The 15310-nt window shown below is 63.8% G+C and carries 14 protein-coding genes; 8 read left to right on the forward strand and 6 right to left on the reverse strand.

Annotated features, from left to right (window positions below; all coding sequences use genetic code 11):
- The first annotated feature begins 7 nt into the window (after positions 1-7).
- Together DN412_RS05755 and DN412_RS05760 are read left to right on the forward strand one after the other, a co-directional pair.
- On the forward strand, positions 8-979 hold the full coding sequence (locus DN412_RS05755; protein ID WP_115013721.1) for a Bug family tripartite tricarboxylate transporter substrate binding protein: 972 nt from the start codon (positions 8-10) through the stop codon (positions 977-979).
- Between the two features lie 332 nt (positions 980-1311).
- Complete coding sequence (locus DN412_RS05760) at positions 1312-2592, forward strand: acyltransferase family protein (RefSeq protein WP_115013624.1); 1281 nt, start codon at positions 1312-1314, stop codon at positions 2590-2592.
- Between the two features lie 125 nt (positions 2593-2717).
- Here DN412_RS05760 and DN412_RS05765 read toward each other — a convergent pair whose 3' ends face one another.
- Positions 2718-3350, reverse strand: coding sequence for a malonic semialdehyde reductase (locus DN412_RS05765; RefSeq protein ID WP_115013625.1), 633 nt, complete (start codon positions 3348-3350; stop codon positions 2718-2720).
- A gap of 263 nt (positions 3351-3613) precedes the next feature.
- Here DN412_RS05765 and DN412_RS05770 point away from each other — a divergent pair, with 263 nt between their 5' ends.
- Complete coding sequence (locus DN412_RS05770; protein WP_115013626.1) at positions 3614-4789, forward strand: patatin-like phospholipase family protein; 1176 nt, start codon at positions 3614-3616, stop codon at positions 4787-4789.
- A gap of 205 nt (positions 4790-4994) precedes the next feature.
- A complete protein-coding gene (locus DN412_RS05775) occupies positions 4995-6050 on the forward strand; it encodes a beta-keto acid cleavage family enzyme (RefSeq protein ID WP_115013627.1) in 1056 nt (351 codons plus the stop codon).
- A gap of 48 nt (positions 6051-6098) precedes the next feature.
- On the opposite strand, the gene DN412_RS05780 is transcribed toward DN412_RS05775, so the two are convergent.
- The 5 genes from DN412_RS05780 to DN412_RS43365 form a co-directional block, all read right to left on the reverse strand.
- On the reverse strand, positions 6099-7421 hold the full coding sequence (locus DN412_RS05780) for a CitMHS family transporter (protein WP_115013628.1): 1323 nt from the start codon (positions 7419-7421) through the stop codon (positions 6099-6101).
- A 186-nt stretch (positions 7422-7607) separates the two neighbouring features.
- Positions 7608-8648, reverse strand: coding sequence for an isocitrate/isopropylmalate dehydrogenase family protein (locus DN412_RS05785; RefSeq protein ID WP_115013629.1), 1041 nt, complete (start codon positions 8646-8648; stop codon positions 7608-7610).
- A 287-nt stretch (positions 8649-8935) separates the two neighbouring features.
- On the reverse strand, positions 8936-10093 hold the full coding sequence (locus DN412_RS05790) for an extracellular catalytic domain type 1 short-chain-length polyhydroxyalkanoate depolymerase (RefSeq protein WP_115013630.1): 1158 nt from the start codon (positions 10091-10093) through the stop codon (positions 8936-8938).
- Between the two features lie 53 nt (positions 10094-10146).
- Positions 10147-10548, reverse strand: a complete 402-nt coding sequence (locus DN412_RS05795) for a CopG family transcriptional regulator (protein WP_115013631.1) — start codon at positions 10546-10548, stop codon at positions 10147-10149.
- 64 nt (positions 10549-10612) lie between these two features.
- Complete coding sequence (locus DN412_RS43365) at positions 10613-10951, reverse strand: hypothetical protein (RefSeq protein WP_161563984.1); 339 nt, start codon at positions 10949-10951, stop codon at positions 10613-10615.
- A 127-nt stretch (positions 10952-11078) separates the two neighbouring features.
- Here DN412_RS43365 and DN412_RS05805 point away from each other — a divergent pair, with 127 nt between their 5' ends.
- The 4 genes from DN412_RS05805 to DN412_RS05820 all read left to right on the forward strand — a co-directional run bounded on the left by DN412_RS05805 (position 11079) and on the right by DN412_RS05820 (position 15305).
- On the forward strand, positions 11079-11402 hold the full coding sequence (locus tag DN412_RS05805) for a hypothetical protein (protein WP_115013632.1): 324 nt from the start codon (positions 11079-11081) through the stop codon (positions 11400-11402).
- A gap of 151 nt (positions 11403-11553) precedes the next feature.
- Positions 11554-13428, forward strand: a complete 1875-nt coding sequence (locus tag DN412_RS05810; RefSeq protein WP_115013633.1) for a feruloyl-CoA synthase — start codon at positions 11554-11556, stop codon at positions 13426-13428.
- An 80-nt stretch (positions 13429-13508) separates the two neighbouring features.
- Positions 13509-14396 carry a LysR substrate-binding domain-containing protein gene (locus tag DN412_RS05815; RefSeq protein ID WP_115013634.1) on the forward strand — a complete coding sequence of 296 codons (888 nt, stop codon included), beginning with the start codon at positions 13509-13511 and terminating at the stop codon, positions 14394-14396.
- Positions 14397-14555: 159 nt separating this feature from the next.
- Complete coding sequence (locus tag DN412_RS05820) at positions 14556-15305, forward strand: SDR family NAD(P)-dependent oxidoreductase (protein WP_115013635.1); 750 nt, start codon at positions 14556-14558, stop codon at positions 15303-15305.
- Positions 15306-15310 lie beyond the last annotated feature (5 nt).

The raw sequence follows: 15310 nt of genomic DNA on the forward strand, positions 1-15310 counted from the left end.
CACACGCATGGGCAAGCTGGGCATCGCGATGTGCCTTGCTTCCGCTTCGCTTTACGCAGGTGTTGCGCAAGCCCAAGCGGACTGGCCCAACAAGGTAATCAACTATGTTGTGCCGTATCCCGCCGGTGGCACGACAGACATCCTTGCCCGTCTGATCGCGCAAAAGCTCGGCCAGGCATTGCACACCACCGTTATCGTTGAGAACCGACCCGGTGCCACGGGCGCGATCGGTTCTGCCTTCGTGGCGCGTTCCGCTCCCGATGGCTACACGCTGCTCGGCGCCTCGACCGCCTCGCACGCGATCAACCCCGCGCTGAATCCGAAACTGCCGTATGACGCTGTCAAATCGTTCACGCCGGTGGCCCTGCTGGGCACCATTCCCAGCGTGCTCATCGTCGGCCCGAACAGTCCATACAAGAACGTCAAGGAATTGGTCGGCGCCGCCAAAAGCAAGCCTGGCGTCGTGAGCTACGCGTCGGGTGGCAATGGCACGATCCTGCAGATGTCGGCGGAGTTGTTGCAGCAACAGGAAAGCGTGCGCATGACCCATGTGCCCTACAAGGGCGATGTCCCGGCAATCCAGGATGTCATGGCCGGTCATGTCGATTTCATGTTTGCGCCCACGGCGCCGATTCTGCCGCATGTCCAGGCCGGCAAGCTGCGAGCACTGGCGGTGGCCACAGCAGCGCGCGTACCAAGCCTGCCGAAGGTGCCGACGATGGCCGAAGCGGGCGTGGCGAACTTTGAAGCGGAGCAATGGCAAGGCATCTTCGCGCCCGCCGGCACGCCGCCGGCCATCGTCCAGCGGCTGAACGCGGAGATCAACCGCGCGTTGCAGGACCCGGAAGTCAAGGCGCAGCTCGGCAAGCTCGGGATCAAGATCGTGGGCGGTGCGCCGGAACGGCTGGCCGAAATGCAGAAAGCCGATATCGCGAAGTGGAGCCGCGTCGGCAAGGCGGCCAACATCACACTGGAGTAAGCGATGGTAGACATCTTTGGGCCGCAGCGCTGGACGCGCCGCCGGAAGCGATGGGCAACGGCACTTCCCGACACCCACTGAGGCCCTTCGACGCCGCCGGAACTCAACGGGAGCTCAGCCATGTTGGCCGGCAGCCGACCGGCCAGCTTGCCACGTCGCGTCAGTAGCAAAACTGCCAACAACAGTGGGAGACCGCACATACCGCGGATCCGGTGCCTTTAACACTGGCGGGTGTCAATCTGCGTTCTGCAGTGCAACATGACAGGGTCGGTGACACCAAAGGTTGTGCAGCCAGCCACACACGCGCGGCCGCAAGGAACTGGGGAAGCTGAATGAAAGAAAATTTGCCGGGCCTGGACTGTCTGCGTTTTTCGCTTGCCTGCTATCTTGTTCTTTTTCACACGCTTTTGGGATATCCGGGTGTCGAAACGATTCCGCTGGCTGGCATCTTCAAGTTCGGCGGATATGTGACCAGCACCTTTTTTATTCTATCCGGGTTCATTCTGGCGCATGTCTATGTTGGGGCGAGTACAGACAAGGAACTGAGAGTTCCAGCGTCTGTATTCATCTTTAACCGATTTTTCAATATCTATCCCATACACATTATTACGCTGCTTCTGACAGTCGGATTGATGGCTTTGGGCTCCCATATTTACGACGTTGATCTGAGTTGGGTGGATTCGACGCCGCCACCACGCTACACGATGAGCCCGGTAGAACTTGCCGTCAATTTGATAATGCAAGTCACGTTGCTTCAGGCGTGGAATCCGTTCTACGCCACCTTCAACATCCCGGCATGGTCGTTGTCAACGCTGTTCTTCTTTTACTTATCCTTCCCGCTGCTCGCACCGCGGTTGCTCCGTATGCGCCGAAAGTACGCTGTCCTTCTTGCCATGTGGGCCGCTTGCCTGCTGCCGGCACTAGCCGTGGCGCTGTTTGCATCTGGCGAGCCATGGGCAATCGGGACACTTCACACGAATCCGCTGGTGCGGCTTCCCGAATTCCTGGCGGGGATTGTCGCGTACGGCATTTTCACCGAAGATGATGCACGCATCACCTGCTTTGTGGCTCGCCATCGGTGCGTCGAAATACTAATGCTTGCAGCTATTTTCATCGGCGCGGCTTATCTGTTCGCGAATGGCTCACTATTTTTACGGGTCCTGCTTCATAATGGGATCATGATGCCAACGCAAATTGCATTGATTCTAGTCTGTGCCAGCATGCTGCGAGAAGCGTCGCAACGAACGGTGAACTGGGCCAGGCGCCTTGGTAACGCGTCGTTGTCAATATTCGCCATCCAATGGCCGCTTTTCATCCTGTTTATAAAAATTCAAAAGGCGCTGGAGATACCATACCCGCTTCTGTCCTGCGTTCATAGGGTGCACGAATGTGTTCAGGCAGTGAACGCGGCTCCGCCACGGCTTTATTACTATCCGGCCTATCTGCTCGTGACCCTTCTCGTATCCGTTGTTTTCCAGGAGAGGGTTATCGTCCCGCTGAGAAACATCCTGCGTCGAATGTCTGGCCGTCAGCAGCGTGTCACCGCCCCATCGGCGCCATTAGTTTCCCAGCCGGCTTCAAACGCGCGCGTTAAAGAGGCGGACGTGTCATAGCGCGATGGCGACCATCAGCCGGCTGTGGTCGGCGGACAGGTTTTCGTTGCGCAGGTAGGCCCGACGCGATGGAAGGGCGATGGGCGCAAACTCGACAAGTTGCGCCGGATCACGTTCTCCCTTCTTCAGAGCAGTTGGCAGGCCTCGTCAAACTCCAGGCGGGGGCTGCGCGGGAACAGCTTGGCAGGGTCGCCGTAGCCCAGATTGCACAGGAAGTTCGATTTCACATGGCTGTCCGGGAAATACTCGAGCTGGAAGGCATTCTCCTTCGGGTCCGCCGGAAAGAATTCGTGATCGACCTTGGCATTGTCGAAGCCGGACATCGGCCCGCAGTCGAGCCCCAGCGAACGGGCGGCAATCATGAAATACGCGCCCTGCAGGGAACTGTTCCGCCTCGCGGTGGTGAGCGCGAGCTCCGGCGTGTCGGTGAACCATGAGCGTGCGTCCGCATGCGGGAACAGCTTGGGCAGAAGTTCGTAGAACTTGATGTCGAAGGCGATGATGGCGGTGACCGGCGCGGCCATGGTCTTTTCCACATTGCCCGGCGCCAGCGCGGGCAACAGGCGTTGTTTGGCCTCAGGGGTCCGCAGGAACAAGATGCGCGCGGGAGAGCAGTTGGCGCTGGTCGGCCCCCATTTCATCAGGTCATAGAGCTGCCGCAGGGTCTCGTCGCTCACGGGCTGGTTCAGCCATGCGTTGTGCGTGCGTGCCTCGCGAAAGATCAGATCCATGCCGTCCTCGCTCAAGCGCTTGTTCATGGTTATCTCCTTGCAATGGGATGGGACACGCGGCTGCCTGGCCGGGTCGCCGCGTCTGTCTAGCATAGGCAACGCCGGTCGCCGCCGCGCCGCCGGTTTGCGCATGGGGCAGGGGCTTCGGTGTTCGAAACGTCACTCTGAACGAAACGCGCCGTGGTCCGCTCGACGTGGCGATTGCCGGCCCTGGATTGCCGGCCCTGACACGCAGGGCGATACTCGCGACAAGTTGGCGTCCCTGTGCCACGACAAGAAAAGGGGGAGCAATGGACGAGAAGACAAAAGCGCCAGGCGCCGGCCCCGCGCAAGCCGAGGTGGCGCCGTTCGCCGGGCTACCGGGCCAGGTCGTGCTGGTACTGCAAGGTGGTGGCGCGCTTGGCGCCTACCAGGTAGGGGTCTATCAGGCACTGCATGAGGCGGGCCTCGAGCCGGAGTGGGTGATCGGCACCTCGATCGGGGCGATCAACGGGGCCATCATCGCCGGCAATCCGCCAGAGCAGCGGCTCCCCCGGCTCAAGCAGTTCTGGGACGGCGTTGCCTGTCGCGACGCCGCTCCGGGAAGCGGCAGCTTTCGCCAGTTCGAGGACTGGCTGAGGGTGCTGTCGGTCACAACCCAGGGGATTCCGTCGTTCTTCACCCCAAGCCCCGAGGCCTGGTGGCTGGGCGTACGCGCCACTGTCGGCCTGGCCAGGGCAGCCTTCTACTCCACTTCTCCGTTGCGCGCGACCCTGGCCAGACTGGTCGATTTCGACTACCTGAACGCCAGGCAGACAAGGCTGACGGTCGGCACGGTCAGTGTCCGCAGCGGCCGCATGCGCTACTTCACCAACCGCGACGCGCCGCTGGACGTCGATCATGTGATGGCTTCGGCAGCGTTCCCGCCTGGCTTCCCCTCCGTGCAGGTCGACGGCGAGCCGTACTGGGACGGCGGCATCTATTCGAACACCCCGCTCGAAGCGGTTCTCGATGACCGCCCGCGCCGCAGCTCGCTGATCTTCGCCGTGCAGCTTTGGCCCGCCAGCGGCCCCGAGCCCGATTCCATCTGGCAGGTAATGAGCCGGCTGCGGGACATCCAGTATTCCAGCCGGGCGGAATCCCATCTGGAGCGGCAGCGGCAGATCCACCGCCTGCGGCATGTCATCCGCGAACTGGGGAAGCACATTCCGGAGAGCGAACGCGGACAAGCTGACGTGCAGGAGCTACTCGGCTGGGGGTGTGGGACGACCATGCACGTGGTCGAGCTCGATGCACCGCAGCTCGACGGCAACGACATGCACCGTGATATCGACTTCTCCACTTGCGGGATCGAGCGCCGATGGACGGCAGGGTACCAGGACACGCGATGCGCACTGGAGCGTGCCCCATGGCGCCAGCCGCTGGATCCGATAGAGGGGATTGCCGTGCACCGGAGCAGCGCGGGGATGCCGGATGCGTGCGGTTGATGCGTAGGTATTGGGGAGGTGTCCGCGTTGTTGTCGTGAAGAGTTAAGTTCGAGACATCCAATGTAAAGCGGGAAGTAGTGCGAGGCCAGATGATGCAATCGTTGTGCACCGCCGTGCCGAAGATGGTGCTGCAAACGGGGCTCTAAAGCTTTTTCATCTAGTTCGACATCTCGACATTCCCATTCAAATTGGAGATCCATCACCATGAACTTCCTTGACGGCCACCTGTATCCGGAGAACCAGCAGCCGCTGATCATCACCGCCGCGCCCTATGCGCCGGGCTGGATTCCCTCAGACTTCCCGGAAGATATCCCTGTCACGATGGAGGACCAGATCCAGAAGGCGGTGGATTGCTATGAAGCCGGCGCCACCGTGCTGCATCTGCATGTGCGCGAACCCGATGGCAGGGGCAGCAAGCGCCTGTCCATGTTCAATGAGCTGATCGCCGGGGTGCGCGCCCGCGTGCCGGAAATGGTCATCCAGGTGGGGGGCTCCATCAGCTTCGCGCCGGAAGAAGGCCAGGCCGCCAAATGGCTTAGCGATGACACGCGGCATATGCTGGCCGAGCTCGATCCGAAGCCTGACCAGGTAACGGTGACCGTCAACACCACGCAGATGAATGTGACGGAGCATGCTGGCGTGGATGACTTCAAGGGCGTGTCGCGAGGGTTCCCGCACCTCTACGATACCTACAAGGACATGATCGTGCCCTCGAATCCCAGCTGGGTCGAGGAGCACATCCGGCGCCTGACGGCCGCCGGAATCCAGAGTGAGTTCCAGTGCTACAACATCAACAGCTTTGAAACGATCGAGCGGATGATTCGCCGCGGCGTCTATAAGGGGCCACTGGTGATGAACTGGGTGGCGATCAGCGGCGGCATGGATCAGGCGAACATCTACAACCTGGCCAACTTCCTGCGTGCCGCGCCCGACGGCGCGGTGATCACGGTGGAGAGTTCGGTGCTGAATGTGCTGCCCGTGAATATGATCGGCATCGCTCTGGGCCTGCACGTGCGGTGCGGCATCGAGGATGTACTCTGGAACCAGACCCGCACGGGAAAGATGTCCTCCGTCGAGCAGATCAAGCAACTGGTGCGTATCGCCGGCGAATTTGGCCGCCCCATCGCGACAGCGCAACAGGCACGAGAGATCATGCAGATCGGGGTCTTCTACGACACGGCGGAAGAGACGCTGCAGAAGAATGGCTTCGCGCCCAATCGTAACGGTGGCAACCAGGGATTCCTGCGCAAGCCGACCTGAAGCCTTTGGCGGGGGTGTCGGCCGGCGCGGCGACGAGGGTCCGCGCTGTCAGGCAACCCTGCCAATGACAGGAACCACACCGAAGGCAACGGTAGCCAGCATCATGACCCCGGCTGCCGACAGCGCCCAGAGCAGCGTATAGCGCTGGTGATCGCCAAATTCGACCTCGGCCAGGCCAACCAGCAAATAAGTCGACGCGACCAGCGGGCTGAGCAGGTGAACCTGCTGCCCGATCAGCGACGCGCGTCCGATCTCCGCTGCCCCGATGCCATAGACAGCGGCGGCCTTGGCCAGGATCGGCAGGATGCCGAAGTAGAACGCGTCGTTTGAGACAAAGAATGTGAAGGGGATGCTCAGCACCCCGGTCACCATGGCCATGTAGGGGCCCATCCAGTCCGGCACGGCGCTGATGACGCTGTTTGCGATCGCGTCGACCATCTTGGTGCCAGACAGGATGCCGACGAAGATGCCGGCGGCGAAGATCAGCGAGACGACCGGCACGACGTTGGCGGCATGCGCGCTGATCCGCTCTTTCTGTTCGTGCAGGCTCGGGTAGTTGACCATCAGCGCGATGGCGGATGCGACGATAAACAGCGCTGGCAGCGGGAAGGTGCCGAGAATCAGCAGCACCATCAGCCCGATGGTCAGCAGGAAGTTGAACCACAGCAGCTTCGGCCTGGCGATCTGCGGATCGCCGGCGGCAACCTCCGGCGCGGCATGGCCGTCATGACTGGACCCGGCCGCCATCATGGCGATGGTGCCAAGCCGGTTGCGTTCGCGGCGGCCAAGCAGGAAGGCCACGAACAGGCCCCACATGCCGGTGACGATCATCGGCAGGATCATCGGCACGAACAGCGAGCCCACGTCCACACCCAGTGCGCTGGCAGCACGCGCGGTCGGGCCGCCCCAGGGCAGGATGTTCATCAGCCCGCCCGCCATCATGATCACGCAGGCCAGCACAAGCCGGCTGATGCCCAGCCGCTTGTAGAGCGGAAGCATCGCGGCGCAGGTGATCATGTAGGTGGTCGAGCCGTCGCCGTCGAGCGAGACCAACGCGGCCAGCACAAAGGTGCCCATGATGATCTTGACCGGATCGCCGCCTACCACCTTCAGGATCGCGCGCACCACCGGGTCGAACAGGCCGGCATCGATCATGACGCCGAAATACAGGATGGCGAACATCAGCATCACGCCGGTCGGCGCCAGCTTCTTGACGCCGTCGAGCATCATCGGGCCGAGTTCCGGGCCGAAACCGCCGATCGCGCCGAACGCAATCGGGACGAGAATCAGCGCCACCATGGCGGAGAGTCGCTTGGTCATGATCAGTGCCATGAACACGATCACCATCGAATAGGCGAGCAGGGTCAACATCTTCTTCTGTATCTCCTTGCCGCCCTGTCGCGTGGGGCGCTTGGGGGCGGGTGTGTGTGCGTCCGTATGGCGCACGAGGTTAAGGCCGCGACCGATCCCGCCGGCACGCCAGGGCGTGCCGGATAGGGAATGACCGCGGAGGGGGCAGTCTTGCGCGCTGGCCCATGCGGGCCGCGCGGGCGTGGGTCAGCTGGCGGAAGCGATGCGCTTCACTACCGCGTCCGCAAACTGCAGCGTGGAGGCCGTGCCGTGGAGGTCTCCGGTCTTGACCTGGTCCTGGCTGAGCGTCAGCTCGATAGCCGAGCGCAGCCGCGTGGCCAGGTCCTGGCGGCCCACATGGTCGAGCATCAGGCCGGCGGCCAGCATCAGCGAGATCGGGTTGGCAATGCCCTTGCCGGCGATGTCGGGCGCCGAGCCGTGCACCGCCTCGAAGATCGCGGCCTGGTCGCCGATATTGGCGCCCGGCGCCATGCCGAGTCCGCCAACCAGGCCGGCGATCTGGTCCGACAGGATGTCGCCGAAGAGGTTGGTACAGAGCAGCATGTCGAACCGCCACGGGTTCAGCACAAGCTGCATGGCGCAGGCATCGACAATGATGTCGTCCATCTCCACGCGGCCGGCGTAGTCCGTGGCGACTTCACGTGCCGCTTCCAGGAAGATGCCGGTAAGCGCCTTCAGGATATTGGCCTTGTGCACCACCGTAATCTTCTTGCGGCCGTTCCTGACGGCGTACTCGAAAGCAAAGCGGGCGATGCGCCGGCAGGCGTCGCGCGTGTTGGTGCCGGTGGACACCGCCACCGCATGCGGGTCGTCGCCGACCGGAATGTAGTAGTCGTGCGCCACGTAGAAGCCGCCGACGTTCTCGCGCACCAGCACCAGGTCGATATCCTCGAAGCGGCCCGGCACCAGCGTGCGGGCAGGGCGCACATTGGCGTAGAGGTTGAACGCCTCGCGCAGGCGCACATTGACCGAGCGGAAGCCACCGCCCACCGGCGTGGTCAGCGGTCCCTTCAAAGCCAGGCCGGTGCGGCGGATGCTGTCCAGCGTGTCTTCCGGCAAGGGATCGCCGCTGTACTCGACGCCGGCCATTCCCGCCCGGCGCAGATCCCAGGCAAACGGGGCGCCAAGCGCATCCAGCACCCTGACGGTGGCATCCACCACTTCGGGACCGATCCCGTCGCCGGGGATCAGCGTGGCCGGGATCTGTTCGCGTGCACCGTTTTCCATTTGCTTTCCTGTCGTGAAGTGAGCGTTTCGCTGGCCGGCCACTGCGCCGGGCTTAGCGAGGCCGCGTTGCTCGTCCTTGCGGGGGCGCCGGCGTCGGAATCCGGCATTCGTCGCCGATCCGGCTGGCAAGGGGGCAGATTCTAGGCGGGAAGGCTGTCAACAAACTGTCAATATGCTCGCTAGGGCATTGGGGTTTACGTGGGGGACGGCGACATCTTGCCACTGTGACCGGCTGCAACCGCGGTCAGATAGTTGCCCCGGCTGGCGCTGTCAGGGGGGGCGCGGGCTCAGCCTGGCAGCGGATGCGCGAGAAAGAACCTCAGCATCTCTGCGCTGGCATCCGGCCCCTTCGGATCGGTATAGGTGCCCTGGCGGTTGCCACCCGCCCAGGCATGCCCGGCGCCGTGGATGGTCCAGTATTCGGCATCGACGCCGGCGGGCGTGGTGATGCTGAGCCGCGTGTAGTCATGGCCCGCGGCGACTTTCTTGCGTTCCTTCTCCCGGCGCGCCTGGCCTTTCTCGAACGGCGCGACAAGCCGGCTGCCGTTCAACGGATGCACCGTGTGATCCGCATCGCCGTGGAACACGATCATGGGCCGGCGAGGCGTTGTCGATGGCATCGCATCTGGCTTTGACCGGCCGATCCCTTTGCCGCCCTGCATCGCGCCCAGCGCCGATGGCAGATCGTGTGCGGACCCCGCGGGCAGGCCGGAATGCACGCCGGCCGCCGCGAACAGTTCCGGATAGCCCTGGATCAGCACCGCCGCCATCGCGCCGCCGGCCGACAGGCCGGCCACGTAGACGCGCCTGGCGTCGATACCATGACTGGCAATCACCTCGCGCGCCATGCCGGCAATGATCGACGGTTCTCCCTTGCCGGCCTGCTGGTCGCCCGGCCGGAACCAGTTCCAGCATTTCGACGGATTATTCTCGGCGGCCTGGATCGGGTACAGCACCACGAAACCAAGCTTGTCGGCGAGAGCGTTCATTTGCGTACCGGCCGCAAAATCGTCAGCATCCTGGGTGCATCCATGCAGCATGACGACCAGCGGCATCGGCTCGGCACGTTGGCCTGCGGGCAGGTAGAGCTTGTACGAGCGGGATCCCGCCTGGTTCACGAACGTCCGCTGGCTGAAATGTCCCGCTTTGTGGGGGGACGCGCCCGTGCTATCCGGGCGCAGAGCGCGGGTGCTGCGCGAAGTCGCGGGAATTGTCTCCGGGACGTCGCTGACGACATCAACCGTGCGGGCTGGCGCCTGGGCATGGGTGAGCAGGCGTTCGACCACCTGTGCGGGCATGGGCGCGGCCGGAGCAACCGCCGCGCTCGTGGGCGATTGCTGGCGCAGTGCGCGCTGGATAGCTTCAGTGGCTTCCATCGGGCCCGCCGTCTGCAGCAAATGCATAGCTTCTCGCATCGAAGCGAGGAAGGCGTCATTCATTTTCATGCTTGTTTCCAGGCAAACCTGGCGAACCAGGGCGCGGCGACATTGCCGCGGTACTACCGTATGCGCCCGGCGAGTGCGGCCTTGACTGGCGCCGGGGCGTGAAAGGCACCCAGCACAACGATGGACGCAATGGTCGCCAGCGCCAGTTCCGGACTGACATCCGAGGCAATGCTCGCCAGGCCAAGGACTTGGATGTCGAGCTTCTCGTTGGCCGCGCGCGCCGCCTCCAGGTCCCTCCGGGTGAAGTGCTGGAGTCCGAGAACCAGGGCCCGGCGGGTCACCGTTTCCTGTATGACTTGCGCGTGTGTGGCCAACTGGTTGCGGATGGCGGTCCGGATCAGGTCGGTGCGATTCGAGTAAAAGCCTTCTTCGACCAGCAGGTCGATCTGCCCCAAGTCCACCGGGCCAAGGTTGATGGTGATTTTTTCTGTATCGCCGGTTTTTGGTTTGTTCATAAATCTTGAGTCGGGTCGCGTGGGCTCTGGTCTGTAAAATGCAATCTATGTTGCACTTGCAATGTCATTGCCATCCGCTGAACATCCATACACCATCCATATGGATGGTAAATTTATAGTCGTAGCTTACTGCCCAGGTCAAGGCGAAACCGTTTTCCTCGGAAAATATTGCTGGATTACGCTGCACGATGCGTTCTTCAGGGCATCGCAGGGTCCGGCCTGTCTTCGCTCGCTGGGAGCCATCGACCCGGCGCAAGTCCACCTCAGCAGTGCTGGCTACGCGAAGTTCGTCGCGGAGCAGTACGAGTGCGAGAAGCGTGTAGTACAGCAGCTTGAAATCAGCCTCGAATGATGGGCTTGCGGCTCGGTGCACTGCCATAGTGCAGGCGGCATGCGGGGCCATCCGAGGCTCCGGCTCCCGCCACTTCTTTGATACGCTGATGGTGTACGTGCCGCTGTCAAAACTGCATGCGTCGTAAGCTTGAGTGACCTTTGCACTCCACCGGCTGGCAGCGGCCAAAGGAGTGATCATGCAAGAGCTGACTTTTCGCGCCCTGCTGTACCGCTACTTCTTCTTCAGCTGGCTGTTCCGGGACGCCAGCCGGGGCAACCGCGCAGAACGGGCGCTTGCCTGGCATTTCAACAAGGCGCGCGCGCACTGGCTGTTGACGTATATGCGGCGCTGGCTCTGGTGTGGTGTCCTCTTCTATGGATTGGGCAGCGTGGTGGAGCTGGTGCTGTCCGCGCCTGCGCTGTCCGCGCTCTTCTACGTGCCCGGCGCGCTCTGCGTGCCGGTCAATGTTGTCATCGGGGTGCTCTGGGTCGGTCTGAAGACGCTGCCCGGGCCGCTGTGAGCGGCTTTTCGCCGCATGCGTCACCGGCCACCTGACGTGGGTGGTTTCAGCCGGCCGAGACGCGATCTAACCTAGCCACACATGCCTTCCCGGCCAGGGACGGGCAGCACAGACAACCGGCGCGACAGCCGGGGTTAGGAGACACAAAACCATGACCACTACCGTGTCCGCGCGCCAGCCCGTGGCGGAATACCGTGCCACCGTTTTCGCCGAGCGCGAGACCCTGGTCGAGCATCGCCCGGACGGAACTTTGGTGCTGCGCAGCGCAGCACCGCAACCTGAACTGGCACAGCGCGGCCTGCCGGATTTCGTGGCGTACTGGGCAGAGCGCCGCCCGGCCGTCGCCGCCTTCTGCGAGCGCGATGGCAACGGGGACTGGCGCTCGATCACCTGGGCGGAACTGTGGCGCCAGGTGCAAACGGTGGGGGCCGGCCTGCTGGAACTCGGGCTGGGGCCTGACCGGCCGCTGATGATCCTGTCGGGCAATTCGATCGAGCAGGCGGTGCTGCTGCTTGCCGCCGAATATGTGGGCGTGCCGACGGCGCCGGTGTCGCCGGCATATTCGCTGGTCAGCAAGGATTTCGTTCGCCTAAGGGGCGTGGCCGAACTGACGCCCCCGGCGGCGTTGTTCGTGCAGGACGGCAAGGCGTTCGCACCTGCGCTGGCCGCATTGTCCGTGCCGGGGGTGCCGGTCATCGCCGCAGCCAACGCCGGCGATGGCCAACTGGACTGGGCTGCGCTGGCACAAGCTGAACTGACCGCCGGCCGCCGCGATGTGGCCAAGGGGGCGAACCTCGCCGTGCGCGACGCCGACCTTGGGCGGGTGCTGTTCACTTCCGGTTCAACCGGCGTCCCCAAGGGCGTGGCCATCTCCCATGGCAGCCTCCATGCCGTGGCGGCATATTTCCACGATACCTACCAGGGCTTGCTGCAGCGCCAGCCGGTGTTCCTTGACTGGCTGCCCTGGCACCACGGGCTTGGCGGGATCCTCAACCTGAGCCGCGCGGTCACGCTTGGTGCTACGCACTACATCGACGACGGCCGGCCGCTCCCGGGCCAGTTCGCGCGCACGGTGCGGAACCTGCGCGAGGTGTCGCCGACGATTTTCTCCAGCGTGCCCGCCGCCTGGGCCATGCTCGCCGCCGAGGTCGAACGCGATCCCGAACTGGCACGCAGCCTGTTTGCCAATGTCGTGAACTTTGCCTATGGGGGCGCCAGCCTGCCGCGCGACGTGTGGGACCGCATCCACCGCGCCGCCGAAGCCACCGTCGGCGAGCGCATCACGTTCTGCTCGGGCCTGGCCTGCACCGAAACCAGCGGCATGGGCATCTATTGCAGCTGGCCTACCGAGGATACCGGCAATGTCGGCGTGCCGATGCCCGGCGCCGAAGTCAAGCTGGTACCCCTGGAAGGAGGCGATGGCCGCTACGAAATCCGCATGCGCGGGCCGTTCCTGTTCAGCGGCTACATCAAGTGCCCCGACCTGACCGCCGCCGCCTTTGACGATGAGGGCTACTTCTGCCTGGGGGATGCCGTGCGGCTCGCCGATCCTGCGAATCCGGCCAGGGGCGTTCGCTTTGCCGGGCGCGTGGTGGAGGACTTCAAGCTGGTCAACGGTACGTGGGTGCGGGTCGGCGCGGTCCGGCTGGGGCTGGTCGAACAATGCGCGCCGCTGCTCACCGATGCCGTGATCTGCGGCCACGACCAGCACTATGTGGCCGCGCTGGCCTGGCCGAACGTCGCCGCCTGCCGCGCGCTGCACCCCGAACTGGCCGAGCTGGATGCGCAGGCGCTGGTGCGCCATCCCCGTGTCGTCGATGCCATTCGCGAGCGCCTGCGCGCAACCGGCGGCGCCAGCCTCAGTGTCAAGCGCGTGCTGCTGATGGCCGAGCCGCCATCGATCGATGCCAACGAGATTGCCGACAAGGGCTACGTCAACCAGGCCGCGACCCGCGCGCGCCGCGCCGGTCTTGTTGACGAGCTATTCCTGGCCGAGCCTGCTGCGCACGTGGCTTGTGCCGCCTAGGCAGGCCGGGGTTTCCCCCGAGTCGAAGTAGAATCGCCGGATGTTCCTGACCGTGATCGGACTCGCCGGTCCCACAAGCCATGCGCATTCCACCGGTGAAGGCCATCATCGCCTTCGAAAGCGTTGCCAGAACCAAGAGTGTCACCCGGGCATCGGAGGAGCTGGGCCTGACGGCATCCGCGGTCAGCCACCAGATCAGCAATCTCGAGGAGGCGCTCGGCCAGGCGCTCTTCTTCAGGCAGGGACGCGGACTGGCGCTCACGCCGGTGGGTGAGCAGTACCTGCGTGACATCACTGGTGTGCTCGCTGACCTGAATCGCGCGACCGAGCGCGCGTCCAGCCCGGCCAACATCGAGATCCTGCGGGTCCATTCGAGTCCCAGCTTCGGCCTGATGTGGCTGTTGCCGCGGCTGGAATCGTTCCAGGCAGACAATGGCGACATCCAGCTCAACCTGTCCTGTTCCTACGAGGACGTTTCCTTTACGAGCGGGTACTACGACGTGGATATCCGCCACGGCTATGCACACTGGCGCGATATCCAGGTCAAGACCCTGCGCCGGGAGACCATCGCTCCGCTGGCCTCGCCGGCCTTCCTCGAGAAACATCCGATCGCGTCACCGGCTGACTTGCTCGGGCAGCGTCTCATCTATTCGGAGACCCCGCTGGTCCAGTGGCAGCAATGGTTTGCCAGGTTCGGCGTGCCGGGCGCCCACAAGCGGTTCGACTTCACGTTCGACCGCTCGTACATGTCGCTTGAGACAGCAGCGCTGGGACTGGGGGTGGCGCTGGAAAGCACGCTGCTGGCGTCAGTCATGCTCCGCAAGGGTGAGCTGGTGCCAGTGTTCGACGACGCCCATGCCATCGAGGTCGGCAGTCACCACCTTGTCTATCCGCAGCAGAACGCTGAGCTGCCGCGCGTGGCGTGTTTCCTGGCCTGGATGGAGCGTCAGTTGCCAATTCCTGGCTGAGCCCGGCTGACCTGCAAGTGCGGCCGGCGGGGCCCGGTTGACACCCCGGCCCAGCCATTCCTGAATATTTCTCAGCAATAGCTGAGCCAGACCGCGTTGATCGGAAGGCCGCCAGCGACAACACTCGACCCATCAAATCCAATGTCAAAGGAGACAACGATGCTGGTCGAGAACAACGTAGTCATCATCACGGGGGCAGCCTCCCCACGCGGTATCGGCAAAGCCACCGCCAAGGCATTTGCGGCCCAGGGCGCCGCCGTGGTCATTCTGGACCTGCGCCTCGAAGACGCCCAGGCCGCCGCCGGCGAGCTGGGCGACCAGCATCTCGGGCTGGCCTGCGATGTGACGGACAAGGCCGCCTGCGAGCGCGCGGCCCAGGCCGTGCTGCAGCGCTATGGGCGCATTGACGTGCTCGTCAACAATGCCGGCATTACCCAGCCGGTGCGCACGCTCGATATCCAGGCCGCCAACTACGACGCCGTGCTCGACGTGAACCTGCGCGGCACCCTGTACATGTCGCAGGCTGTGCTGCCGCAGATGCGCAAGCAACAGCGCGGCAGCATCGTCTGCATGTCCTCGGTCTCCGCGCAGCGCGGCGGCGGAATCTTCGGCGGTCCGCACTACAGTGCAGCCAAGGCCGGCGTGCTGGGGCTGGCGCGCGCCATGGCGCGCGAGTTCGGGCCGGACGGCATCCGCGTCAACGCGATCACGCCGGGCCTGATCCAGACCGACATCACCGGCGACAAGCTCACCCCCGAGATGCGCGCCGACATCATCAAGGGCATCCCGCTGGGCCGCCTGGGCAATGCCGCCGACGTGGCCAATGCCTGCGTGTTCCTGTCCAGCGACATGTCCGCCTACCTGACCGGCATCACGCTCGACGTCAACGGCGGCATGCTGATCCACTAAATTCA

It is taken from the genome of Cupriavidus lacunae (genome assembly GCF_003353055.1).
Lineage (GTDB): Bacteria > Pseudomonadota > Gammaproteobacteria > Burkholderiales > Burkholderiaceae > Cupriavidus > Cupriavidus lacunae.

Coding starts and splice junctions, on each gene's coding strand:
- DN412_RS05755 (WP_115013721.1), top strand. CDS start 8: ATGGGCAAGCTGGGCATCGCGATGTGCCTTGCTTCCGCTTCGCTTTAC.
- DN412_RS05815 (WP_115013634.1), top strand. CDS start 13,509: ATGCGCATTCCACCGGTGAAGGCCATCATCGCCTTCGAAAGCGTTGCC.
- DN412_RS05785 (WP_115013629.1), bottom strand. CDS start 8,648: ATGGAAAACGGTGCACGCGAACAGATCCCGGCCACGCTGATCCCCGGC.
- DN412_RS05775 (WP_115013627.1), top strand. CDS start 4,995: ATGAACTTCCTTGACGGCCACCTGTATCCGGAGAACCAGCAGCCGCTG.
- DN412_RS05780 (WP_115013628.1), bottom strand. CDS start 7,421: ATGTTGACCCTGCTCGCCTATTCGATGGTGATCGTGTTCATGGCACTG.
- DN412_RS05795 (WP_115013631.1), bottom strand. CDS start 10,548: ATGAACAAACCAAAAACCGGCGATACAGAAAAAATCACCATCAACCTT.
- DN412_RS05805 (WP_115013632.1), top strand. CDS start 11,079: ATGCAAGAGCTGACTTTTCGCGCCCTGCTGTACCGCTACTTCTTCTTC.
- DN412_RS43365 (WP_161563984.1), bottom strand. CDS start 10,951: ATGGCCCCGCATGCCGCCTGCACTATGGCAGTGCACCGAGCCGCAAGC.
- DN412_RS05770 (WP_115013626.1), top strand. CDS start 3,614: ATGGACGAGAAGACAAAAGCGCCAGGCGCCGGCCCCGCGCAAGCCGAG.
- DN412_RS05790 (WP_115013630.1), bottom strand. CDS start 10,093: ATGAAAATGAATGACGCCTTCCTCGCTTCGATGCGAGAAGCTATGCAT.
- DN412_RS05810 (WP_115013633.1), top strand. CDS start 11,554: ATGACCACTACCGTGTCCGCGCGCCAGCCCGTGGCGGAATACCGTGCC.
- DN412_RS05765 (WP_115013625.1), bottom strand. CDS start 3,350: ATGAACAAGCGCTTGAGCGAGGACGGCATGGATCTGATCTTTCGCGAG.
- DN412_RS05760 (WP_115013624.1), top strand. CDS start 1,312: ATGAAAGAAAATTTGCCGGGCCTGGACTGTCTGCGTTTTTCGCTTGCC.
- DN412_RS05820 (WP_115013635.1), top strand. CDS start 14,556: ATGCTGGTCGAGAACAACGTAGTCATCATCACGGGGGCAGCCTCCCCA.